Below are 25044 nucleotides of genomic sequence, written 5' to 3' on the forward strand. Positions count from 1 at the left end.
CCTATTGTACACTATCTTTCGTCAAATATGAACTGATGTCACTTTTAGAGCTTGACTGTTTTTGTTAATGGTACGTCGAGTCTTACTAAGTCTTCGTATTCTTCTCGTTTAACCACTAGCTGCACTTCGCCATTTTCTAAAAATACTACCGGTGGGCGTGGAATACGGTTGTAATTGTTCGCCATTGAATAGCCGTAGGCGCCAGTGCAAAAGACTGCTAATATGTCCTCATGATTAGCTTTTGGTAGTGGTAGATCCCAAATAAGCATATCTCCGCTTTCGCAGCATTTCCCTGCAATGGAGAATTTCTGATCGGCCTGTTCAATTGCTCGGTTTGCTAGAATTCCGTCATATTCAGCTTGATATAAGGCAGGACGCAAGTTATCACTCATTCCACCATCAACTGCTAGGTAATGTCTTACACCAGGAATATCCTTTTGAGATCCTACTGTGTAAAGGGTTGTTCCGGCATCTCCTACAAGAGAACGACCTGGCTCAATCCAGATTTCCGGCATAGCCATTTCAAATTGTTCGGCGTATTGTTTCATTACTTGTGTCATTTGACTCACATATTCACGAGGGTGTAATGGTTCATCTCCATCCACGTATCGTATGCCAAAGCCTCCACCAAGATTAAGGACCTTTGGTATAAAATCAAGCTTCTCACGCCAATGTTCAATGTATTCAAAGATTTTCTCAACTGCCATAACAAAGCCCTGTGTTTCAAAAATTTGCGAGCCAATATGACTATGAATGCCAAGAAGATTCATTGTATTACTTTTTAAGGATAGTTTAATGGCTTCATCTACTTGTCCATTTGTTAAATCAAAGCCAAATTTTGAGTCCTCCTGCCCAGTAGAAATATAATCATGCGTGTGGGCCTCTACTCCTGGAGTGATTCGCAGTAACACATCCATCGTTTTACCGTGTGCAGTACAGATTTCCTCGAGTAAAGTCATTTCATAGAAATTATCAACAACTACACAACCGATTCCTGATTTTACTGCAAGCTCTAACTCTTGTCGGCTTTTGTTATTACCATGAAAATGGACCTTCTCCATTGGTACTCCTGCTTTAATGGCTGTATATAATTCTCCCCCAGAGACTACGTCGAAGCTAAGTCCAAGCTCATCCGCTAGCTGATACATAGCTACACAGCTAAATGCCTTACTAGCATAGGCGACTTGGTAAGGGATTTTTTCATGTTCAAATGCTTGCTTAAATTGTTCTGCGCGTTTGCGGATCAAAGCTACGTCATATACAAACAGGGGTGTCCCGTGTTCCTTCGCAAGTGCTACCGTGTCTACACCACCAATTTCCAGGTGTCCATGTACATTAATATGGCTTGTGCCGTGAAGATACATAGTCATTTCTCTCCTTCTTGCCAAGCTGAAAAAACAGCCGATGCTAATCACATCAACTGCCCTCAGCTATTTCTCTGTTATTTAAGTGTACAATATTCTTACACTTTATCACACTTTAATAAAGTAAGCTATTGGCAAATACCTAACTAGATGGCTTCTGACGGACTTTATCCTGAGGGTTCACAATCGATGGTCTCCATTTTAATGAAGGGACTGTTGCACGAACAAGAATTTGCCACATTTCCGGAGGAGAAAACGGAAGAAATGGCCATAAATATGGTTTATTAAAAGGCTTTGTAGAAGACAGGAAGAAAATAAAAATCAAGAACGCTACAACAAATCCTGGAACCTTAAAAAGAGCAACAGAGATTATAAACAGATATCTGACCATTCTTAAAGCGACACCTAATTCATAACTTGGCGTCGCAAACATTCCTATGGCTCCAAGCGATATATAAAGGATGACCTCTGCTGTTAAATACCCTACTTCAATCGCCATATCGCCAATTAACAGTGCGGCGACAAGTCCGAGTGCCGTTGCGAGAGGTGACGGAGTATGAATGGCCGCCATTCGCAAGAGCTCAATACCCATCTCACCAAATATAATTTGCAAAACAATAGGAATATGTTTATGTTCTTCTGGTCCAATAAATGAAAGGACTTCAGGTAATAGGTACTGATTTGTGGCAAGAAGAAGCCAAAACGGCAAAATAAATAAGGAAAACATGATTCCCGTGAATCGCATAAAGCGAAGAAAACTACCTACTGCCGCTGATTGCCGGTACTCTTCAGCATGCTGCACATGATGAAAAAGCGTTGTGGGTGTTATGATGACACTTGGTGTTGTATCCACAATTAAGACAATATGGCCTTCCAAAAGATGTGTCGCTGCGACATCTGGACGCTCTGTATATCTAACAAGTGGGAAAGGGTTGTAGCCTTGTTTGACGATATATTCTTCAATTACTTTGTCTGCCATCGTTATTCCATCTATGGTAATGGCTTCAATTTCCTTTTTTATAATAGCAACCAGATCAGGATCTGCAATCCCATCTATATAGGAGATACAAATATCCGTTTTTGAGCGAACACCTACCTGAACAATCTCATGACGAAGACGTTCATCTCGAATTCTTCTCCTAGTGAGGCCTGTGTTCAAAATTATATTTTCTGTATAGCCATCTCGTGCCCCTCGAACAACTCTTTCAGTATCTGGCTCCTCAGGGCCACGCCCAGGGTACATTCTCACATCAACGATAAATGCCTGCTCAGACCCTTCGTGAATAATAAAAACAAGGCCTGATAGCATTTGTGTAATGGCATCGTCCATGGAATTGGTTTCTTCCACTTGAACATGAGTTAAATGATTTTTTATGGCTAGATGAACGTCTCCTGTTTTCCTTCCTCGTGCGTCAAGATCCATTAACTCTTTAAGGATCTCAATTAAATATTCATTGTCCGTAAGTCCGGTCACATAATAAATACTAAGCTCTCTGCCTAAAATGCTCAGATTCCGTACGCCGACATCAAATGATACGTCCAGTGCTAATCGCTCTTCTAAGCGTTCGACATTTTCTGAATACGAATCACTGAATGTCTCTTCTTTTTTCTTATAGTCCTGAGACAAGGTACCCACTCCTTTCTAAAATGAGCTGTACCGCTTTTTTGGTCACTGGACAGCCCCTTTTCACATCATCTTGCCCTCTCATTTTGCCAATATCACCGATTCCCACAACAATGGGCAGCTTTAGCTCATCTAAGATATAGACGGTGTCTCCATTCATTCTATTGAGCTCTAAATCCTGAAGACCTTCCTTATCCACTCCATACTCCGTTAACTCTCCATAGCGATCTATACTAATATGCACATTTGTCCATTCCCTAGCATGTGTAGCTGAGGCGACAGCAACAGCACCTAATACGCGAATATCCGGATGGTCGAATAGTGCTCGCATTAACCGTTCACCTGGCCCCTCCTCACGATAGCCACAGTCATCAAACATGATTAAAACAACGGCATCATCAGGAGTTTGAAAAATATTCTGAATGAGCTTTTGTTTAGAGAGTGTGGAAGGATTTCCAGCAGAAGCACTAATACAACGGCAACCAAGCTCAGTAGCTACCCATTCTATCGTTTTTTTGGCTGCTGCGTCCCCATCCGTGATAAATATGACATCTTTCAAATGCTTCATTCTATTACCTCCTTGGTCTACACATTAGAGCGACCCCAAATGAGATGACAATGGAACAAGACAAACTCATGGAAGCGAGAGAAAATAATCCTGCACCTATACCCAAAAATCCTTGTCCCCCTCCTTCACTCATGGCTCCGTGAACAAGCGCATGTCCAATAGAGGTAATTGGAATAATTGCTCCAGCTTCGGATAGTAGAAGCAGTGAATCGTATAGATGAAACCCATCTAGACATGCCCCCAGTATTACAAGAACAGAAAGACACTGGACAGGTGTGAGTCGACCAATATCAAGTAGGCTCTGTCCAATCAGACAGATCGTTCCACCAATCATAAAAGCCCATAGATAAATCACTCTTCATGCTCACACCTTTCAAGAGATACTGCGTGTGCCACGGCTGGAATCGTATCCCCTTCACTTACCGATGTATGACTAAAGAGAGCACCTGTGGCTAGTAGCAGGACCCGATTGTATGTACCCTTTTGGAGATCACGGATGATACGACCATACGTGACCACTGCAGCACACCCTGCTCCACTGCCACCAGCTAAATATAATGGATCTGAACGAAAGATCTTTACTCCGCCATCCTGATGCCATTCTTCAAGCTTATAGCCATGCTCCCTCATCCATTTTCTGAATATACTACTCCCGATCCTACCCAGGTCCCCCGTGAGGATTAAATCATAATCCTCAAGTGTTCGACCCGTTTCTCTTAGATGGGTAAGCAAGGTTTGACCAGCAGCTGGTGCCATTGCCGCACCCATATTCGTTGTATCCTTTATTCCCATATCAACCAACTCGCCAATTGTTGCAACACCTATTTTTATGGAGCTTTTTTTTCGAGATACAAGAGCTACTCCGGCACCCGTGACAGTGTATTGAGCGGTTTGACTCTTTTGATGAGCCATTTCTGTTGGAAAACGAAATTGCTTTTCCGCTACACCATGGTGACTGCTAGCTCCAGCGAGCACGTGAGTCGCTAACCCTGTTTCTACAAGCAAAGCGGCCATAATTAACGTTTGACTTGCCGTAGCACAAGCCGAATACATTCCAATAAAAGGAAGATCGAGATCCCTTGCACTGAAGGATGATGCTGTTAATTGATGGTCAAGATCACCCGCTAGTAAATAATCCACTTTCTTTAGCTGAAGGCCTGCCTTTTTCAAACAAATCATCACAGCATCTTTGAGTAATACTCTTTCCGCCTTGGCAAAGCTTGCTTCTCCGCAGTATAAATTATCATACGATTGGTCAAATGATTGCCCAAGCGGTCCTTTATGCTCCGCTGGGCCAACTACTGTCCCTGTAGCCTGAATATACACCGGTTCTGTATATTCCCACGTAAGCTTTCCTAATTTTTTCATAGACCGGTCCTCTCTGTTCAATAAAGCATCTTATTTGATAATGGTATGGATAATAAGCCTGACCGCACTTGCCACATATGCCATCACAACACCCGTTACAAGAACAGTGCCAGCAAGCTTGAGAAGATGAGCGGCTGCGCCCTGAATAATCCCCTCATGACGATGGTCCATTGCTGAGCTCGTCATTAAATTAACCAAACCAGTAATTGGTACCAGGATGCCTGCGCCAGAAAAAGCCGCTGTTTTTCTATATAAACCAAAACCAGTCATGACCGAGGCAGCAAGGATCAGTGTCACAAGCATCCATTCCACTGCAGCCTGTCGTTCTATTAAAAAGATGTGGTGATAAAGCTCGATCAGACCTTGACCAATCACACAGATAGCTCCTCCTACGAGAAAGGCTTTTGTACCATTACGAAAAAATTGTCTTTTAGGTAGGAATATTTCGATATTTTTCTGATATTGTTTTTGTTTTAGCTTTGTCATATATTCCATTCCTTCCTACAACGTAAACCAGATCCACTGAAATAAAGATCCTGCTACCTTGCCTAAAGCGATGGCCATTAGTAATAAAAGAAGTTGTCCCCTCATCCCCATTCGTTTTACAAGGATGGGCCACACATTGAGTACCTCTGTTAAAGCTGCAGCTAATAAGCCAATAAACACACCAGCTAACAAGCCAACAATAGCAGCCATTAATCGATTCGAACCCACCGAAAAGCTATAAAAGCTCGCCCACGTCCCGCATTGAATACCGAGTATGCCCGCCCATTCATACAAACGGATCCACGACTCTGAGCGAGACAATTGGGCAAGCCGAGGAATAACACCTAAAACCGTAATAAAGGCTACTAGTCCCCCACCAACAGCTAGTCCTCCGCCTATTCCAATCAATATGCTAAGCATCCAACTAATGATCATGATTATCTTTCTGCACTACATATAAATCCAGATTCTGTTGGTAATTAAACATTTCTACATCAAGTGGACTCGGCTCGTCATTAAAGCGTTTCTTAAAAAAATGATTAAAAAACAATACCATGCCGATCCCTAAACCAATTGAATAAGGTATTTGTAGCCACAAAGGATAAAGAGTGTCCGTTCCCGTTAACAAATAATAAAGTCTGATGTGTACAGCGCGCATACTCACATCTTCGTGGAAGTTCATCACCGCAAGTGCTGACCCAACAAATAAAAGGAGCCAAACCGTTATAATATAGATGGGTTTAAGCCGTTTCTGTGGCTGCTTTATATAAACAACTGTATTAGCTGGTCCAACAATTTGAATGTCAATCCTAGGATAGTGGAAGCGAATGGCTGAAATCACTGCAAGGACATCAATGGACAGTTTAGATCCGTCTTCTTTTTTTATATGGTATACGGGGAGCTGCTGAATTCGCTTAAGTACCTCAGTATCTCCGGACAAGCGAACGAGATTCATTAAGGTTAGCTGTTGATTTCGTTCAGCCTCTACCCTTGGTTTCATCCGTACAAATAACGTTTGATTCTCCACGATATCACGCCCTTCAAGAGCTTCTTCCTTAGTATGCTAAGTCTCTACTCAGTTCATGCGTAACATTTAAAACTGATTAAAACAGTGGAGAGTTATAGATCCTCTTATTTCAATGAACCTGTTCTCCGAGGCCTCAGAAAACGGCCTCATCCTTTTATCCGCTTGTTATAAGGTAGGCATTAGTATGACCTGATCCAAAAACACCCCGTCCCACTAAAATGAGTGGGACGGGGTTTCGGGGCTACCATCTATTCATTTAACACAGCTTCATTATTTAATGAATCTATCCATTGATCTAGCTCTGTAATGACAATGTCATGCTGTTCTGCTGGGGTTAAGGAGCTCGTCTGGTCCCCTTTTTGTGGGCCATAATCACCAAAATTGGCATGATTGCCTTCTTCAATAACTATTTTGGTTGTTTGATCAGGTAGGTTGATTTCATACTCAGCCATCTTCTCTGGTGTAGCCAACCCATCTCGCCCTGCTGAAATGTCTAACACGGGTAAGTCAATATTTGTAAGATCACTCGCTGAGTAGGCTGCAAGCAAAAATAAACCCGACAGCTTCTCGTGATAATCCTCCGTATAGGAAGCAGCCATGGCCCCTCCAAGAGAATGACCACCAATATACCACTGCTCTACGTAGGGATAGCTTGCCATGATGTCATTCGCCTTTGTCGGATACAGTACCGCCAAATGAAACGGCATTGTAGGGATATGAACAAAATAGTCTTTCTGACTCATATCATGCCCGAGATAATTATAAGCATCTGGCTCTACCTTTGCTCCCGGATAAAAGATTATTCCAATGCTCGCATCAGGATCACCAAAACGGTATCCACCGTTCTCTTCTGTTCCTGCAAAGGTCTCAGCTCCTTCAACAGCTTCATATGTAAAGGATGCCCACACAATTGCACTGATTAAGATAATCAGCAAGAGGGCAACGAATCCCGTTAACCCTCTTATCCATATTTTTTTCATGGCGTTTCCCTTCTATCTAGAGGTTTTAAACATTCGTACGCCCTGATAAATAATCGTCAGAACGATTAAAGCAATGAGAATCCAAATGACTGTCACAAGCTCCGTTCGTGATTGTTCCTTCACAAGGATGCCAACAAATGCCCAAATGACAATAAGTGGATACATAAAATCCCTATGCCTTAGGGTTACGACAACTGTAATAAGTGTCGCAGCAATCAGCATGATGATCGTCCATGTTAACTCATTTAACGCAAACAAGGTGTCGATATTTGAGGCATTCATCCAAGCAAACACATTCACAATCGTTGCAACCGTAATCCAGCCTAAGTAGGCAGAGAAAGGAAGCCTGTGCCACCATGGAGTACCGGGAACGGACTCAATTTTTAAATAAATGACCAATACGGTTGAAAAAACAGCTAAGATGACAAATATTGATAATCCAAATAGTTCGTTTTCAAAAACTAAAATCCATAAGCTATTAAAAATAATATTTGCAGCAAACCAACCTGATATTTTCTTATAACTACTGGCCTCCTCATGATTTGCCCAAAACATTCGAATCAGCCATATCGTAATCAATACATAGATAAATCCCCAAATCGAAAAAGCATAACTAGCAGGCTGAATGATAGAGCCTAGGGCATCCGCTACATTTCCAACATTCTGTGCAGCAGGAAATATATAATTCATCCCCAACGCAATGATAAAGGCTACCAGATTTAAAACAGCTAGCTTTCGTAAATGATTCATTTTGTGTCCTCCTCATGATGCTTTTACTTATGTGATAAGCAAGAAATGAGGAAACTACTTACTACTTGCAATACCATCTACATATACTGTAACCAAAAATTCAGCTTTCAATCGAATCTCTTCTTCTACCTGAAGCTCTAGTCGTTCCATATCAGGAATTTGTTGATGCACCATGCCAAGATAAACATGAGCAAGCTTTCCTAGATGTTGATCCGTTTGAATAAGTGATGGATGAATTTCTACTTGGCTCAGTAAACCTTCTATTGGAGTTTGATACGCCTTTGTCCAATGACTTCTGACTAGCAGCTGTTCTTCCATACTTAAATGCTGTCTCATATCATTTGTCATTTGTCCTAGCTTTCTTGGCCGATTCAATAGAATATAGACCGTCACTTCAAGTAGAGCCTCTCTAAACGAGCTGGCGTGTTTAATAATTTCTTGAAGAGCTCTTTCAGTATTAGAGAGATCTTCAATCAATACCGCAAGATAAATACTTACCTTATTTGGAAAGTGATGATAAAGTGCAGGCTGGGTAATTTCGCATTCCTTTGCAATCATTCGAGTGGATACACCGGTAAAGCCTAGCTCCATAAATAATCGATGAGCCGTTTGAATGATGCCCTCTGCTGTATTTTTTTTATGTGCATTCGTTGATTTTTTTTTCATTGTTTACTCCTTACTTATCACATGATAAGCTCATTCACCTATTTTGGTCAATCTAAACCTATTTTAACAAAAAAAATAGCATGCGTACCCAATAATGCTAGGGGACGCATGCCTGAATATTGACTATAACCAAGTTGTGATGAAAATGAACACTTGGGAGTTTTATGAATAGAGGGCGGTCCATGTTCATTTCTTCGTCTGTCGCTTCCAAAATAGGATAGGCATTAGAATGACTACTTGCAATAATATGGACTTGACCCTAATTTAATCATACCCATTCATTTCGTGCTTCATATGCTCTAATATCTTTTTCTCCAATCTTGAAACTTGAACCTGTGATATACCTAGTCTCTCGGCAACCTCTGATTGTGTCTGATCTTTATAGTAGCGTAAGTACACGATTAATCGTTCACGATCCTCAAGCTCTTGTATGACCTCTTTTAAAGCAATTTTGTCAAACCAACGATTCTCAGAATGGTCAGCCATTTGATCCAACAATGTAATTGGATCGCCATCATTTTCATAGACGGTCTCATGAATCGAGGTTAATGGTCTACTGGCTTCACCTGCAAACACAATCTCCTCGGGTGAAACCTCCAAATGCTTGGCCATTTCATGCACAGTGGGTGTACGACCTAGTGTTTTGGTTAGTTCATCCTTTGTTTTACGGATACGATTTCCCAATTCTTTAATGGAGCGACTGATTTTAACAGTTCCATCATCGCGAAGAAATCGCTGTATTTCACCTATGATCATTGGGACTGCATACGTAGAAAATTTAACATCATAGCTTAAATCAAATTTATCAACAGACTTGATTAAGCCGATGCAACCAATTTGAAATAAGTCATCTGCTTCATATCCCCGGTTCATAAACCGTTGGACCACAGACCAGACAAGTCGAGTGTTTCGATTAACAATTTCATTTCTAGCTTCCAGGTCACCTTCCTGGCTAGCCTTAATAAGTGATTTCACTTCAGAGTCTGTCAGCTGAACCTTCTGAGCATTTTTACGTTTTACCTCCACGTCCATAGGCAAAACCCCTTAATTATATATGGCTTTTTTAGTTGATAATTGCTTCTTTAAATAAATCGTTGTACCAAGCATTGGTTCAGAAACGACATTCATCTCATCACAAAAGTTTTCCATGATCGTAAAACCCATTCCTGATCGCTCAAGTTCTGGTTTTGTTGTGAATAGTGGCTGTCTAGCCTCATCTAAATCACTGATACCCATGCCCTCATCACGAATGATTAATTCAAGACATTCCTCTTCAAGGGTCGCTGTGATAAATACCATGCCTTCAGACTGATTATGGTACCCATGAATGATGGAATTTGTGACAGCCTCAGAAATAACCGTTTTTATTTCTGTTACTTCCTCCATTGTTGGATCGATTTGGGCAATAAATGCAGCAACGGTCACTCTAGCAAAGGATTCGTTTGAACTAACCGCCGAAAAACTAAGCTCCATCCGATTTTGCATGTTTATGCCACCCCCAATGTCTCAAGTGCAAATTGCTCATTTGCTTCAAGACGTACGATTTTAAACAAACCAGACATTTCAAATAAGCGACGAACTGCCGGAGAAATAGCGCAGACCACCATCTCTCCGCCATTTGCTCTTATCTGCTTGTATCTTCCGAGAATAACTCCTAATCCAGAACTATCCATAAACGAAAGGTGCTCCAGGTTTAATACAAGGTGTTTGATGTGCCCCGTTTCTATTTCCCTTTCCACATCCGCCCTTAGTTTTGCAGCAGAATGGTGATCAAGTTCTCCCTCTAAACGAACCAACAACACGCTGTCTTTCTTTAATAAATCAATGGTTAAGCTCATATATGATCCCTCCTTAGCGTGGTGAACAGGTAGTCCTGTTTATACTAGTTATGTACATTCGCTTTTAAGGCATCTGCCTCCTGCTCGCTGACAAAACTAGTCACCATTCTAATAAAGAAACAAAGATATGCTTAATTTCCACCAAAACCGCCAAGCACTCGTTTAAATAGCGTCCACCATGAAGCCGAGCCAACCTCCTCATCTGCCACAAGTGGTGTCTCACTAACTACTTTTTCACCATTTTCAATAATAAGCGTCCCTAGCTTATCACCCTTTTCAACAGGTGCTTTTATATTTTCTACTAATTCGATACGTTCCTTCACTTCTTCAACTGACTCGCCCTTTTTTGTTAAAATTGAAATGGGTTCTCCGGTTACGACATTTATCTTCTTTTTTTGCCCCTTACTAATGGTTGTTTTAGAGATCACTTCATTGCGATCATACAGCTTGTGACTCGTAAATTGACTAAAGGAGTAGTCGAGCATTGCTGATACATCAGCATTCCGCTCCTTTGGAGTTGGAGAACCCATGACCACAGCAATGACACGCATACCGTCTTTTTCTGCGGTAGCTGTTAACCCGTATTTAGCTTCCTTTGTATAGCCAGTCTTTAAGCCATCAACTCCAGGATAAAATCGTACAAGCTTATTTGTATTGACTAACCAAAACGGTTTTGCAGTATCCGACCGTAAATAATCCTCATAAATCCCCGTAAACGTAGTAATATCTTCATATTTCAAAAGCTCTTTCGCCATAACCGCTAAATCATGAGCAGAGGTGTAATGATTATCAACAGGAAGCCCATTGGAATTAGAGAAATGTGTATTTTCCAACCCAAGTTCATCTGCTTTCTCATTCATCATGTCTGCAAACCCTTGCTCTGTTCCACCTAAATGCTCTGCCATTGCAACTGATGCATCATTTCCAGATGCCACTGCAATTCCTTTAAGCAGATCTTGTACCGACATTTCCTCGCCTGGCTCTAGAAAAATTTGTGATCCGCCCATAGAAGCAGCATTTTCACTGGCCCGAATCATATCCTCATATTTAAGCTTATCCTCATCGATCGCTTCCATGATTAAGAGCATGGTCATTATTTTAGTCATGCTAGCCGGAGGAAAAGCTTCATTACTGTTTTTTTCATAGAGAATTTCCCCTGTGTCGCGCTCCATTAAGATGGCAGACGATGCATTCTCTGCAAAGATTCTTTCGTTTTGCTTCTCAGCCGCTAAAGCAGTTGGTGAAATCGCAGTAAACACTAGTCCTAAACTGAGTATTCCAGCTAATAGATTTTTCATGATAATATCCTCCACATTTTAAGGTCTCGATCATTGATCAAACTATGAGCCATTTTTCCCAGAAGAACCCTATTTTATACGTCTAGATCATCAAACACATGAACATAACTAAAAGGATGGTCACATACAAACGACGAGAAGCAGATTTGTGCCGTCGTTTTCCGATGCGGTATTAACAAAAAAAGCCTAACGATTGCACTTTCTAAACGCAATCGTTAGACTCCTCTTATTGCTAAAAACGTATGTCCCGGTTTTCTAAAGCCCCAATAATTCTGGAACTGTCACAAATGTATATCCTCGTTTCTTAAGCTCTTTAATTTCTTTTTGGACCGCTGTCACTGTACCTGATAAATCAATATTCCAGTTGGCCCCATCATGATGGAGAATAATAGAACCCGGCCTCACATCCTCGATCACCTTCTCTGCTATCTCATCTGGAGGCGAGGCCTTCCAATCCTCTGAATCCACGGACCAGATAATAACAGAATAGCCCAGCTCCTTTAACATTTCTACTTTCTCTTCATTAAGAGAGCCAAAGGGCGGGCGATATAAGCTCGTTTCTTGATTAACCGCGCGAAAAATAGCTTGGTTAGCCTTTTCTAAATCGGCTTGAGCTTCTCTATTAGATAAATTAATTAAAGGGTTGTGCCAGTAACCATGACTGCCAATAGTATGTCCTTCATCTACCATTCTTTTCACTAGATCTGGGTACCGATCCACTCGAACTCCCATTAGAAAAAAAGTTGCAGGGACTTTTTCTTCAGCCAACACATCTAACAGATCTCCAGTTACTCTTGGGTCCGGTCCATCATCAAACGTAAGGGCAATTTTTTTCTCATCCTTTGGACCAGACAAAAACACGGTATCTGGATACTGTTTTGCTAATTGTCCATTGTTTACTGCTTCAGGTCTTTCCTCTACCGATTGAACTTGAGCATTTTTTTGCATGGTATCAACTTCCTCGTTCATCGTATTCCCCATACCACATCCTGCGATTATTATAATGAACATGAAGAAAATTCTTTTTGTCCACGACACGTTGATCGCCACCTTTGCATAGATCTTTCAAGTTACTATGCACTCGGTTAAGAAATCTATACTCGCAGATGTACTAGAGGGATATAATTACAGCCAAACATGGATAAATTGATAGCCCCACACAACGAGCCAAATCAACAAACCTACTTGAACAAATCCTTCAAACCTTCCACCCGTTCGAATATAAATAGGTAAACGAACTCTTAGCGGGAACGGAAAAAACAGTTTCACTCCCCTGACCGTGGCCATATCTAATATAATATGACTGATCATCCCCGTAAGCAAACCTATAACAAGATTTGTTCCTTCAGGTGCTATGAACGTAACTATAAAATAAATTAGAACTAAAAACAGTAAACTATGAGTAAATGTCCGATGCCCAACTAAAAATGAAATCACTCGAGACAAAATCGGTAATTTACGTCCAATGGTCGAATGCACATGACAAATATCTGGCAAGAAGGCTCCTATCATCCCCCCCACATAAAATAACGGACTCCATTCAGAGCCAGCTGTAAAGCTTTCAACCGCTGCACAAGCAGCAAGCCCACCCATTAGGTGTGTTTTTCCATTCATCCCTATCCCTCGTTTTATGCTTAGATAAGGATTAAGTGTAACACGGAACATACGTTCTTTCCAGGTAAAAAAGTGTATCCTAGATACCTGCTACTTACCAAGCGGACGAAAATGGTGGGCCGACACCTGCGGGATGAAAAGGTTCAATGAGATAAATCGACGGAGTCGAGTTAGCTCATTACCTTCCCGCGGTAAGCGTGCCCCCATTTTCGGGAGCGGCAGCCAAAGAACTGTAACTCAGATAATCTCCAATTCTTATATACTTAAGCGTATGAAGTGTATACTAGAGTACCATCTATCCTTGTTTGGACAATAAAAAAAGCCGAACAATGAATGGAGAGACTCCAACATTCTTCAGCTTTTAGATTAGTAATAATTCATTTGTCCCAGCCTCTTATTGTTAGCTGTTTAATTAAATACCTGTGTATCAAGTACTTCGTTATTTGAATCAAATATCGTAAGCTCACTTGGCTTTTGTTCAGAGGCCAGTTCCTTAGCCTTCTCCACTGCATCATCACGTTTGTCAAATTCATGCACAGGCGCTACATCCTCCGCTTTAATCAACCAAGTTGTCGCATCTTTGTTTGGGACTACACTAAATTCCTTCATTGTAAAACTCTCCTTTATATGAGTGTTACTATTTGTTTTCCCGCATTAAGGTGTCTAAAAACCTCTCATTTTTAGGAGTGTTCAATTGCAGGCTTCTGCTCTCTGGCTTTCGAGTCGTGGGTTTCCGTTTGTTTTCCCTTTGATTTAATAAAAAATGCTAAAACAAAGCCCACAAAGCTAATGCCTGTAGCCACCATAAAAGCAGTGTTCACACCACTAATCTCAGCCTCTAGCATCCCCATCTCACCGGTTTCTGCATGTCTAATGGCTGCGGTGGTCATCACTGATACAAGAACCGCTGTACCAATCGATCCCGCAATCTGACGCATCGTATTATTCATTGCCGTACCATGAGGAATAAGATGCCTAGGTAGAACATTAATACCAGCAGTTGTTACTGGCATCATTACTAAGGCAACACCTAACATCCGGAACGAATAGACAACCGTTACGTAGGTCATCGACGTCGAATCAGTTAAATCAGTAAAGAGAAAGGTGGTTACAAAGATCATCCCAAGACCTATAATCGTTAAATACCGGGCACCGACCTTATCAAATATTCTCCCCGTTATTGGAGACATAATACCCATCACAATGGCTCCAGGCAAAAGCATTAGTCCTGATTCAAATGCTGTGAAGTTGTGCATTGTCTGCATGTAAATAGGAAAAATTGTTGCCGCACCAATCATGGACATAAATACAATCATACCAATGAGTGTTGTTAACGTGAAAACCCAATATTTAAATACACGGAATTCTAAAATCGGCTGCGGCAGCTTCAACTGTCTTAAAATAAACCAAGTTAACGTAATCGCACCAACAATAATTGGTGTAAATACTGTCGCATCAGTCCAGCCATTACTTCCAGCATTACTAAAGCCGAATAATAATCCTCCAAAACCAATCGACGATAGAATAATTGATAATGAATCAAGCTTTGGTGAGCGTTGTGTGGTGACATTTTTTAGAAAAAGATACGCAGCAATGATATCAATCACAACGATTGGCATTAACAGCCAAAATAGAATCGACCAATGATAGCTTTGGACAAGCCAACCAGAAAGAGTTGGACCAATGGCCGGTGCGAAAGAGATAACTAGCCCCACCATCCCCATGGCAGCCCCACGCTTCTCAACCGGAAAGATAAGAAGCAAAACGGTTTGCATTAATGGCATGGCAATCCCTGCACCTGCAGCTTGAATCATTCGCCCCGTAATAAGCACCTCAAACGTAGGAGCCATAGCACAAACTAATGTCCCTAGACCAAACAGTCCCATAGCTGTAATGAACAACCGCCTAGTTGTAAACTTCTCAATTAAAAAAGCAGTAATAGGAATCATGACTCCATTAACTAGCATAAAAGCGGTTGTTACCCATTGGCCGAGATTTGCATCAATATTTAAGTCAGCCATTAAAACAGGCAAAGCCGTAGTTAATAAGGTCTGATTTAAAATCGCTATAAAAGCACCCGTAAGTAATACTGCAATAATTGGTAATTTCTTTATTCCAATAAACGGGTCAGATTGATTATTTGTCATTATGATTACCTTCTTTATTTTCCCTATTTTTCAAAAGCTGTTTTACCCATTGCCGCTCTTCTTTCATTGGCATGCGTGCATCTATGTATAGACATAGCGCTTCAATTAATATGGTTTGCTTAGGATCATGAAAATATTGACTTAACTGTTCAATTGCCTGCTTAACCTCCTGCTTTGTATGAAACGGGAGCTGCTCGGACTTTATTATTAACCGTTCCTTCATCTGCTCAAATAGCTCGACTTCAGTCTTCTGTTCCTTTTCAACATTAAATCGTTCATAATCACTCATTAATTCTGAGGTTAGCACAACTTTTGGTTTATTGGTTGAGTAGACCAGCATGTCCAGATGAGCCATAAGCATCTTTGCAATATGAGTTTTGTCGATGTCTTTATGGTCATTCATCATCAGAATAATATATTCTCTCATCGTCCCTTGAAAAACAATGACCAAATCCCAGATATAAGAAGAAGCATCCTCTCCATATGCTTCAAGTAAACTGTGTTTATGCCAATTTAGCAGTGCTGCCTTGGTCCGTCTCATCAGTTCCTTTACATTAGGATTTTGATGCAATGGCATCGTGCGGAAAATAAGGTCAACAAATACACGTTGCTCCTGATTCACTTCGAGCTCTAACATAATTTTTTGTTTCAGTCGTTCTTTTTTTGAAAGAGAGGTATCCACAGTAATCTCTTGAGCTCGTTGAAACATTTTTTGCAGACTGTTTTCAAATACCTGAATTAATAAGTCTTCTTTTGAGTCAAAATATTTATAGAGTGAGGCTTTGGATATTCTACACTCTTCAGCAATACGCTGCATGGAAGTGGTCATGTATCCTTCTTGAGAGAATAACTTTAATGCGGTATCAATAATCGTATGTTTCATTTTCATGTGTCCTACTTTCTTTCGATAACTCGTCGGTCACAAAAAAACCGGTCAGTTTCCACTCATGAAATTATATTAGACTCACGAAATATAGTCAATATTTCAGCCCAAAAAAACCGAACACACGTATGATACGCCTGTTCGGTTCGTTTGATTATATTCCTTCAGCCTTACGAAGCAAATAACTCATCAATGATTTGGTGAGATTTTAATTTTGTTAAATTCTTTTTAATCACTTCCACATTGTTGAGTGTTAATTGCTTTTCAAACTCGCTTGTAGTATCAGGTGATCCCACTAGATAGATTCCATTCCATCCATTCTTTTTAGCTTTCTTTTGTACTTTTTGAGCTAATTGCTTGTACCACCGCTGTTGATTCGCATCAAAACGTTGATCGAATTGATCCTTTTGAATAGCAGCACCCACTCTTTCACTTGAGCCTGATCCCTGATACATTTTCCAGTCTTCTGACTCTGCATCCCAGCAATAGGTAGATTCATTTTCCACTTCACCTAGGCTTGTTTCTATGGCTACAACATCCTGCTTCTGAATAAGAAGGATACCCGCTTTAGGGAAATCAGTCATTTTTTGTTCTAATTGCTCTAGGGCTGGTTGTCTTTCCCATCTAAAATCGTTTTCCACTGTTACCTGTAGCTTCTTTAGAATCCAATCACCATCGTTTGAACCAATAAAAAGCAAAGAACGTGGCATGGATGTTTGAACATTTAATATTTGCTCTTCAGCAATTTTTGATATTTTTTTGTACGTTTTCATTTCTTCTTGCGAACTGCTATCTAAGTACTCTTCTAGCTTTTTTAAGCCATTTTTTAATCTGATTTTCCATTCGCCCTTTTTTTGGTCAACCTGTGTCTGATTTGTGTTTAAATAAATAGTTAAGCACCCATTTTCACATTGTCGAGCCTTTAGTTCTTGGAGTTCTTCTGTATTCATTTTAAATAGCCCTCCTTGAATGGTTAAATCTTATAATGCTATACGATTCATTATACCTTCTAAAAAGTTCTATTAAACCTATATTCGATCTTTCCCAACACAAAAAGCGGATGGGACAGAACTACAAAGAACTATATCATTATCATAAAAGACGAACGATGTAACTGCTGTAGAATGGTCTGCCACGTGCTTTCCTTAATAAGTTGAACTATATTCCTCTCACTTGCTACATCCAAGTAAAACCAACTTCTTATGTAGGAAAGTTACTTAGACTCTGCGTGTGCGTGTGTATATCCTAGATACCTGCTACTAACCTAAGCGGAGTGTATTTCTGGAGTGACACTATCCTCGTTTGTGCAATAAAAAAGCTGAAAAATGAATAGAGAGAACTCCAACATTCTTCAGCTTTTAGATTTGTTATAATACTTCTTATTTTGTTTCAACTGATAGCGTTACATCTATGTTGCCTCGGGTTGCTTTTGAGTATGGGCAGAAATCATGAGCTTTTTCTACAAGATCTTCTGCTTCATCTTGTGACACCCCACCAATTAATGCTTTTAGCTCAACAGCAATTTTAAAGCCATCATCTGTTGGATCCTTAACCAAGCTTACTTCTGCTGTAATCTCAGAATCAATTTCCTTTTGTTCCTTAGATGCAATCAAGTTCAAGGCACCATCAAAGCAAGAGGAGTATCCAGCTGCGAATAACTGCTCAGGGTTTGTCCCACCAGACGTTCCTGGTTTTACAAGATCAATATCAATGTTAGAGTCACTCGATTTGACATGACCTTCTCTTCCTCCAACTGCAGTTGCTTTTGAAGTGTAAACGACTTCTGCCATCTAGAATCTCTCCCTTTAATTGAAAATTATCACACAGTATTCTATTCACAATTAAGCATGAGTTTAAACATTAAATTATTTTTACTTACAAATGACTATATGTCATGTTTTGATTAGGCCTTTTTCAGGAATACTAAGGAAACCAACAATTATGGGAGGTATTTATTATGGATCAAGCGACACTAAAAAAAGAAATTGAACAAATTATGGATCGCCATTCAACGGGGACACTAGCCACAGTGATAAATGATAAACCATCCTCAAGGTATATGACGTTTTTTCACGAAGGGTTAACTTTATACACTCCAACTAGCATTGACACTCACAAGGCAGAGGAAATAGAAGCCAATTCTAATATCCATGTCTTATTAGGTTATACAGGAGAAGGATATAATGATGCGTACATTGAGTTTGAAGGAGAAGCTATCATGAGGAGCGACTCTGAAACCAAAGAACGTTTTTGGATTGACCATTTAAATGAATATTTTGATGGGCAGGAAGACCCAAAGCTAGTGTTCTTAGAACTAATACCAAGAAACATCCGTCTCATGAATCGATCCGGTGAAAATCCACAGGAGCTTTCCATTTAATTAGAGGGCATCCTTAAATTCAAATATGGGACTGATTGTATAAACTACAAGATATTCCGAACCATTATGTGTAGACAAACATAATGGTTTTTTTATATGTTCCCGATAGAGTCCATGCTTGTATATAATTTAGTTTTGTTTCTTCGGCTATCGCTCCCGAAAATGGGGGGACTTACTGCGGCAAGGTAATGAGCTAATTTGGATCCGCCATCTTATTTCAATGAACCTTTTCATCGAGTCCACTTAAAAAGTCATCTAAAACTAAGCTAATGTGCACCGCTACAGGAGAAAACTTCGCTTTCCATGGGAACGGCATCAGCCATTGAAGTGGAAGGGCGCCACTTCAATGTCGGTCTGCCTCGTTTCTGTTCCGTAGGAGTCTACGTTTTCTCCTTCCGCTCATGTTCCCGATCAGACAAATGACCAACATTCCTTTTAAGGAAATAAGGCTGTTTTTTGTTTAAAAGAAGATTCACTATCATATAAAATTACTTTTTCAGTGGCTTCCTTTTATCCCACAGGTGTCGGCCTCCATTTTCGTCCGCTTGTTTAGATAGGTATTGAAATCAGTGTTTACACAATCATCAGGGCTTTACCATGTTCCCTAACTTCATTACTCAAATTACTCTTGTTTGCTATTGCCTCTGATAAAAAGTCTTTCCTTCCTTCCGTAAGAGCAAAGTTCCTACACCCACATACACTACTAACAATGATAGTATGTCGCTTTACTGAATGGACGATTAACATTTAGGCGATACTGTATAACCATTCAGTAGGGAAAGGGTGTTCATTATGTACTCATTTATCGATATCGGCAATACAAGCCAAGAGACTCTGGTTTTAATCCATGGCTTAGGAAGTAAAAAAGAGTCTTGGGCCTTCCAGCTTGAATTAGCAGAACATTTTAGAGTGATCGTACCAGACCTTAGAGGTCATGGTGAATCTATCATCGAAGAAGATATCAGCCTAAAAAGCTTTGCTTCAGATATTCTAGCATTATTAGATTCTTTACAAATTACTAAGGCTCATTTTTGCGGATTATCACTTGGAGGTATTGTTGCACAGGAAATTCTTCGCAGATCTCCAGATAGGGTTCAGTCCTTAATCCTTTCTAATACAAGCTCCTATATTCCGTACTCTTTGGGCTATATGGCTGTTGAAGGTCGAAGAGCAAAGCTGGATACATTAAATGATGAAGATTATGAGCGACATGTTTTATCATTATGTCTTGATAAAGCTTTGGAAGAGGAACATTTTGAAGCGTTACGCTTAATGCTCTTCAAAATTAATCGAAATACCTACTTACGCGCAGCAAACAGCGTGGTTGGTGTGAACTATACTCATACCCTTTTCCTAAACCCCAGACCCACATTGGTTATTGGATCTTTATTTGATCGAATTACCTATTATGTTAATGCCCTAACTACAAACGTGTCTGCTCCTTTTTCAACTCTAAAAACGTTAACGAGTGCAAGTCACGTTCCTCATATTGAAGAGCCGCAGGTGTACAATAAACTAGTTAAATCATTCATTCATCAACTTTAAGATCTAGTATCGTATGGAGCTTCTATGCTAGGAAGAGAGGGGAGGCTCCGCTTCGGAAATATACTGCGCTTTCTGTGGGCGGCTGTTGAGCCCCTTTATGCTTACGCACTGCAGTGTCTCACCTAGGCCTTAGCTCCCACTGGAGGCTCCGTGTATTTCCTACGCTGGTTTATGCTTACTTTTCATTCAGTGCTAAACTCAGTCTGTCATTCTGATTCGAGAGCTCTGAGTTTAGGTAAGTTATTCTCTTTCTAATATACGTCAAAAAGAATATGTGGTTTGCACAGAACGATATCTTACTGATAAAAAAATCGAACCACGCTACAAGATAATTATCATCCTCATAAAGTTGATGCCCATCACTCACCAAGCGGATGAAAAGGTGGCTACTGAAAAAGACATATTACCTTAAATATTAATGCTATTTTAATGACGAGAAAAATGAACAAGGTCTCTCTTGTCACAAGGATATCGGGAATGAGAGGTAGATCGCAAAGTGCAGAAAATATACCGGAAGACTAGCTAAACACGTGTGCGTAAGTCGGTAAGCACAGCCAATCCACCACCAGCCCCACCCCAATGATGGAAAATGCGCGAAAAAGCGGAGTGCCTGCGCGAAAGCCAAAAGCGCAGCCAATTTACTTCAAGGGTTGAGGCCGTAGCCGAAGAATCCATTCTCAAATTCCTTCCAAATTCTCCTTGGACGTATATGTGCTTGAATACCAGAAATCCTGTGTAAGAAAGTTATGCAGACTTTAGGTGTGTCATTTCTCATAAACTTGATGCCCATCACTCACCAAGCGGACGAAAATGGCGGGCCGACACCTGCGGGATGAAGAGGTTCATTGTGATAAATCGACGGAGTCGGGTTAGCTCAATACCTCCTCGCGGTAAGCGTGCCCCCATTTTCGGGAGCGGCAGCCGAAGAACCATTCTCAGATTCCCTCCAAATTCTCCTTTTACATATATCTGCTTAAATACTAGCAATCCTTTGTAAAAAAACTATGTAGGCTCTACGTCTATCACTTCTCATATCCTTGATCCCCCGTAACCCCATCAAGCGAATGAAAATGGAGGGTCACACCTGCGGGATGAAGAGGTTCATTATTGTGATAAATCGACGTAGTCGGGTTAGCTCAATACCTCCCCGCGGTAAGCATGCCCCCATTTTCGGGAGCGGCAACGAAGAGCCGAAATTCAGATAACCTCTAATCCCTCCATGTAATTTAATTATGCACACTAAGTGTTTTTGAAGAGACAATACAAAAAAGCTGAACAATGGATGGAACTGACTCCAACATTCCTCAGCTTTTCTATTAGTTATAAAGTTTTGTCCCTGCCACAATATTCGGCGTAAGGAAAAATCATATTATACACTTGATATTATGATCTTTCGATAATGGTTGCTACACCCTGTCCTCCGCCAATACATAGAGTAGCTAAACCATATTGTAGCTCTCTACGGTTTAATTCATGAACAAGCGTGACGAGAACTCTAGCACCACTTGCGCCAATTGGATGACCAAGCGCAATAGCTCCTCCATTAACGTTAACTACGTCCTCGTTTAGCCCAAGGTCGCGACTAACAGCAAGTGATTGAGCAGCAAATGCTTCATTCGCCTCAACTAAGTGCAGGTCTTCTATTGAAAGACCAGCTTTCTCCAGTGCTTTATTAGTAGCCGGTACTGGCCCGAGGCCCATGACACTAGGATCCACACCAGCCGATGCATTCGAACGAATGGTTGCAAGTGGTTTGATGTTAAGCTCTTCGGCTTTTTTTCGGCTCATTATGACAAGTGCCGCTGCACCGTCGTTAATGCCTGAAGAGTTACCAGCTGTCACTACACCATCCTTTTTAAAAGCCGGACGTAGCTTCCCTAGCTTTGTTGCATTTGACTCAGCTTTTGGAAATTCATCTTCCGCGAAGTAAATGGGTTCGCCTTTTCGTTGCGGAATCTCAAGTGGAACAATTTCATCTTGAAAACGTCCTGCTTGGATGGCCGCTGCAGCTCTTTCTTGACTTCGCCCTGCGAATTGGTCAAGCTCCTCACGCGTTAATCCATATTGTTCACAAATGTTCTCAGCAGTCACACCCATATGATATTCATTAAATGCGCAGGTCAAACCATCATGAACCATACTATCCACTACAGTTTGATTTCCCATACGATAACCGGAACGAGCTCCCCCCATTAAATAAGGAGCAAGGCTCATATTCTCCATTCCCCCAGCTACGATAACATCTGCCTCACCAAGAAGAATTGATTGGGTGGCCAAGTGTACCGCTTTAAGTCCCGATCCACAAACCTTATTAATAGTTAGTGACGATACCTCCTCTGGTATTCCAGCCTGAATGGCCGCTTGTCTAGCAGGATTTTGCCCTAGACCTGCTTGTAGTACGTTTCCCATAATGACTTCGTCTACTTGGTCAGAGGATATTCCGGATTTCTCTAGTGCCTTTTGAATGACGTGGGCACCAAGAGCTGTGGCAGGGGTGTTCTTCAAAGTCCCACCAAAGTTTCCAATGGCTGTTCTTACCGCACTAACAATTACTGCTTCCTGCTCAATCATCATTCATCAACTCCATGTTTAAGGTTTTTACCATATTAATAAGCTAGGATGACCGTTCTGCTAGCCAATCACCAATTGTCGGATACGTAATTGCAACGGCCTTTTTTCCAAAAACAACGGAAACATGGCCAGTTGGAAGCGCACGATATTCCTTATCTTCACTTGAAATAACATCCATTAGCGCCTTCACTTGATGAGGCTGCGCAATATGATCTCGATCAGCTGCTAGGTTTAAGACACTAGCATTAATTTGTTTTAAATCTACTTGAGTTCCACGAATCTTTAATGTACCTTTAATTAGCTTGTTATGTTGATAGAAATCTCGAATCCACTGCTTGTATGCTCCTCCCGCAAATGGCACTCCATCTGAGACCCATTTCTGCATTAACTTCCAGCTCTCAATAAAGGTTTCATTATCCGCACGGTCAACTAGACTTACGTATGGACCATAAAAATTTGTAATGGGCTTAAGCATTTTATTACCGAAGTCAATCATGTCCCCAGGAATTAATCCAAGAGTTTCCACTACCTTATCAATATCAAAATACCGTTCATCTACAAATGAGCCATACAATCCTGAATTCTCAAAGTCAAACGGACTTGTTAAAAATACTAAGTTCTTAATGGGTACATCTGGATGAAGAGCTGCAAAAATTGCCGACATTGTCCCGCCCATACAATACCCCAATAAGGAGCATTCTTTTGCACCAGATGTCCGAAGTACCTTTCGAATAGCCCTCGGAATATATTCCATTATGTAATCATCCAGCTGCATATCTTTATCTTCCAAACCGGGTTCGCCCCATTCTAAAAGATACACATCAAACCCTTGATCAGTTAGATATTCAATCAAGCTATTGCCTTTTGTAAGATCTAAGATATAGGGCTTGTTAATTAGAGCATACACCATGAGAAGTGGGACACGAAAGTTTTTTTTCTGATTAGGAACAAAACGATAAAGTGTTGACTTATTTTTAGTCCAAATCACCTGCTTTGGTGTCGGTCCAACTTCGGGATCCGCATCCGTTGTCACAACTTCTACAGCACGTATAAACCGGGCATAGGAATCAGGAAGAGAATCTGTTAATGGACTTGACCCAAACTGTTTACTCATTTTGCACATCTCCTTCGTCAGAATCAACTGGCAAACTCAATTTACATATATAACCCGCCGTTAATATTAAGTTGTTGTCCCGTAATGTACTCTCCATCCTTACATAGAAAAAGTACACTTCTGGCAATCTCTTGTGCCTGACCAAGTCTTTGCACTGGGACACTGGCAATAATCTGTTCTCTAACCTTATCGGGCATTTCCTGAACCATCTCCGTTTCAATGAATCCAGGACATACCGCATTCACTGTCACTTGCTTTCTAGCTAGTTCAAGGGCAAGAGATTTTGTATATCCTATTAGTCCTGCTTTAGCAGCTGAATAATTGGTTTGACCAAATCCCCCGGTCTGACCAATAATGGATGAGATATTTACGATTCGACCCGATTCTGATTCTAATAAATATGGAAGAGCAGCTGAGATGGTATTATATACACTGTTTAAATTCACATTAATCACTTGGTCCCAATCTTCACGACTTAATTTCTTAAATGTTCGATCCTTTGTAATACCGGCATTATTTATTAGAAAGTCAATTTGACCAAACTTAGATAATGTGGTTTCAATTAATTCACTCACATCCTCACTATGCGATACATCAGCCTTAACAGCAATAGCCTCTCCGCCTGCTACTTTCACTTCTTCTACAACGTGATTAGCTGCATCAACATCCGAGCGGTAATTCACCACTACTTTCACTCCGTTTTTAGCAAGTTCTGACGAAATGGCTGAGCCAATTCCACGGGAACCACCTGTGACAATTGCTACTTTGTCCGTTAACTCGATCATTATATCACTCCTATATGATGATAATGTGGTATGAAC

At 40.7% G+C, this 25044-nt stretch carries 27 protein-coding genes; 2 read left to right on the forward strand and 25 right to left on the reverse strand.

The genetic code is table 11. The annotated features are described in order from the left end of the window. Positions 1-44: 44 nt before the first annotated feature. The 22 genes from lysA to FN960_RS09350 all read right to left on the reverse strand — a co-directional run bounded on the left by lysA (position 45) and on the right by FN960_RS09350 (position 18403). The gene (lysA, locus tag FN960_RS09245) at positions 45-1364 is read right to left on the reverse strand and encodes a diaminopimelate decarboxylase (RefSeq protein ID WP_143848714.1); all 1320 of its coding nucleotides are present in this window, start codon (positions 1362-1364) and stop codon (positions 45-47) included. Positions 1365-1506: 142 nt separating this feature from the next. After that, on the reverse strand, positions 1507-2991 hold the full coding sequence (locus FN960_RS09250; protein WP_143848436.1) for a spore germination protein: 1485 nt from the start codon (positions 2989-2991) through the stop codon (positions 1507-1509). Next, a complete protein-coding gene (gene spoVAEA / locus FN960_RS09255) occupies positions 2975-3556 on the reverse strand; it encodes a stage V sporulation protein SpoVABEA (protein ID WP_143848437.1) in 582 nt (193 codons plus the stop codon). The genes FN960_RS09250 and spoVAEA overlap by 17 nt, the downstream gene beginning before the upstream one ends. 4 nt (positions 3557-3560) lie before the next feature. Continuing rightward, positions 3561-3911, reverse strand: coding sequence for a SpoVA/SpoVAEb family sporulation membrane protein (locus FN960_RS09260; protein ID WP_143848438.1), 351 nt, complete (start codon positions 3909-3911; stop codon positions 3561-3563). Then, complete coding sequence (spoVAD, locus tag FN960_RS09265; RefSeq protein WP_143848439.1) at positions 3908-4924, reverse strand: stage V sporulation protein AD; 1017 nt, start codon at positions 4922-4924, stop codon at positions 3908-3910. The genes FN960_RS09260 and spoVAD overlap by 4 nt, the downstream gene beginning before the upstream one ends. Before the next feature lie 30 nt (positions 4925-4954). Continuing rightward, the gene (locus FN960_RS09270) at positions 4955-5410 is read right to left on the reverse strand and encodes a SpoVA/SpoVAEb family sporulation membrane protein (protein ID WP_185970987.1); all 456 of its coding nucleotides are present in this window, start codon (positions 5408-5410) and stop codon (positions 4955-4957) included. 15 nt (positions 5411-5425) lie between these two features. Next, positions 5426-5845, reverse strand: a complete 420-nt coding sequence (locus FN960_RS09275) for a stage V sporulation protein AB (protein WP_143848441.1) — start codon at positions 5843-5845, stop codon at positions 5426-5428. Then, positions 5835-6437 (reverse strand): stage V sporulation protein AA, encoded by a 603-nt coding sequence (locus tag FN960_RS09280; protein ID WP_143848442.1) that lies wholly within the window; start codon positions 6435-6437, stop codon positions 5835-5837. Before FN960_RS09280 ends, FN960_RS09275 begins: the two co-directional genes overlap by 11 nt. Positions 6438-6685: 248 nt before the next feature. Continuing rightward, positions 6686-7417: an alpha/beta hydrolase gene (locus tag FN960_RS09285; RefSeq protein WP_143848443.1), complete on the reverse strand. Its 732-nt coding sequence runs from the start codon at positions 7415-7417 to the stop codon at positions 6686-6688. Between the two features lie 12 nt (positions 7418-7429). Further along, positions 7430-8167: a TspO/MBR family protein gene (locus FN960_RS09290; RefSeq protein WP_143848444.1), complete on the reverse strand. Its 738-nt coding sequence runs from the start codon at positions 8165-8167 to the stop codon at positions 7430-7432. Positions 8168-8221: 54 nt separating this feature from the next. Then, positions 8222-8833, reverse strand: a complete 612-nt coding sequence (locus tag FN960_RS09295) for a TetR/AcrR family transcriptional regulator (protein WP_143848445.1) — start codon at positions 8831-8833, stop codon at positions 8222-8224. Positions 8834-9097: 264 nt separating this feature from the next. Continuing rightward, complete coding sequence (gene sigF, locus FN960_RS09300) at positions 9098-9865, reverse strand: RNA polymerase sporulation sigma factor SigF (RefSeq protein WP_143848446.1); 768 nt, start codon at positions 9863-9865, stop codon at positions 9098-9100. A gap of 12 nt (positions 9866-9877) precedes the next feature. Beyond that, positions 9878-10318: an anti-sigma F factor gene (gene spoIIAB / locus FN960_RS09305; protein WP_143848447.1), complete on the reverse strand. Its 441-nt coding sequence runs from the start codon at positions 10316-10318 to the stop codon at positions 9878-9880. A 2-nt stretch (positions 10319-10320) separates the two neighbouring features. Beyond that, the gene (gene spoIIAA, locus FN960_RS09310; protein WP_143848448.1) at positions 10321-10671 is read right to left on the reverse strand and encodes an anti-sigma F factor antagonist; all 351 of its coding nucleotides are present in this window, start codon (positions 10669-10671) and stop codon (positions 10321-10323) included. 131 nt (positions 10672-10802) lie between these two features. Next, on the reverse strand, positions 10803-11969 hold the full coding sequence (locus FN960_RS09315) for a D-alanyl-D-alanine carboxypeptidase family protein (protein ID WP_143848449.1): 1167 nt from the start codon (positions 11967-11969) through the stop codon (positions 10803-10805). 255 nt (positions 11970-12224) lie between these two features. After that, complete coding sequence (locus FN960_RS09320; protein ID WP_143848450.1) at positions 12225-13007, reverse strand: polysaccharide deacetylase family protein; 783 nt, start codon at positions 13005-13007, stop codon at positions 12225-12227. An 87-nt stretch (positions 13008-13094) separates the two neighbouring features. Beyond that, complete coding sequence (locus tag FN960_RS09325) at positions 13095-13583, reverse strand: metal-dependent hydrolase (protein WP_143848451.1); 489 nt, start codon at positions 13581-13583, stop codon at positions 13095-13097. 408 nt (positions 13584-13991) lie between these two features. Next, entirely contained in the window at positions 13992-14192 is a 201-nt protein-coding gene (locus tag FN960_RS09330; RefSeq protein WP_143848452.1) for a DUF2188 domain-containing protein, read from the reverse strand. 71 nt (positions 14193-14263) lie between these two features. Continuing rightward, the gene (locus tag FN960_RS09335; RefSeq protein ID WP_143848453.1) at positions 14264-15730 is read right to left on the reverse strand and encodes a DHA2 family efflux MFS transporter permease subunit; all 1467 of its coding nucleotides are present in this window, start codon (positions 15728-15730) and stop codon (positions 14264-14266) included. Further along, positions 15720-16613, reverse strand: coding sequence for a TetR/AcrR family transcriptional regulator (locus FN960_RS09340; RefSeq protein ID WP_185970988.1), 894 nt, complete (start codon positions 16611-16613; stop codon positions 15720-15722). Before FN960_RS09340 ends, FN960_RS09335 begins: the two co-directional genes overlap by 11 nt. A 170-nt stretch (positions 16614-16783) precedes the next feature. Beyond that, entirely contained in the window at positions 16784-17563 is a 780-nt protein-coding gene (locus tag FN960_RS09345; protein ID WP_143848455.1) for a VLRF1 family aeRF1-type release factor, read from the reverse strand. A 429-nt stretch (positions 17564-17992) separates the two neighbouring features. Then, on the reverse strand, positions 17993-18403 hold the full coding sequence (locus FN960_RS09350; protein ID WP_143848456.1) for an organic hydroperoxide resistance protein: 411 nt from the start codon (positions 18401-18403) through the stop codon (positions 17993-17995). A 167-nt stretch (positions 18404-18570) separates the two neighbouring features. On the opposite strand from FN960_RS09350, the gene FN960_RS09355 reads away from it, so the two are divergent. Both FN960_RS09355 and FN960_RS09360 read left to right on the forward strand, forming a co-directional pair. Then, positions 18571-18993: a pyridoxamine 5'-phosphate oxidase family protein gene (locus FN960_RS09355; protein WP_143848457.1), complete on the forward strand. Its 423-nt coding sequence runs from the start codon at positions 18571-18573 to the stop codon at positions 18991-18993. A 792-nt stretch (positions 18994-19785) separates the two neighbouring features. Beyond that, positions 19786-20538 (forward strand): alpha/beta fold hydrolase, encoded by a 753-nt coding sequence (locus FN960_RS09360; protein ID WP_143848458.1) that lies wholly within the window; start codon positions 19786-19788, stop codon positions 20536-20538. 1383 nt (positions 20539-21921) lie between these two features. Here the strand turns inward: FN960_RS09360 and FN960_RS09365 are convergent. The 3 genes from FN960_RS09365 to phbB are packed head-to-tail and all read right to left on the reverse strand — an operon-like array spanning position 21922 to position 25008. After that, positions 21922-23109 carry an acetyl-CoA C-acetyltransferase gene (locus tag FN960_RS09365; protein ID WP_143848715.1) on the reverse strand — a complete coding sequence of 396 codons (1188 nt, stop codon included), beginning with the start codon at positions 23107-23109 and terminating at the stop codon, positions 21922-21924. Positions 23110-23152: 43 nt separating this feature from the next. Then, positions 23153-24244 carry a class III poly(R)-hydroxyalkanoic acid synthase subunit PhaC gene (phaC, locus tag FN960_RS09370; protein ID WP_438799874.1) on the reverse strand — a complete coding sequence of 364 codons (1092 nt, stop codon included), beginning with the start codon at positions 24242-24244 and terminating at the stop codon, positions 23153-23155. A 20-nt stretch (positions 24245-24264) separates the two neighbouring features. Next, positions 24265-25008, reverse strand: coding sequence for an acetoacetyl-CoA reductase (gene phbB, locus FN960_RS09375; protein WP_143848459.1), 744 nt, complete (start codon positions 25006-25008; stop codon positions 24265-24267). Between the last annotated feature and the right edge of the window lie 36 nt (positions 25009-25044).

This window comes from Alkalicoccobacillus porphyridii, from assembly GCF_007293315.1.
Taxonomy (GTDB): Bacteria; Bacillota; Bacilli; order Bacillales; family Bacillaceae_D; genus Alkalicoccobacillus; species Alkalicoccobacillus porphyridii.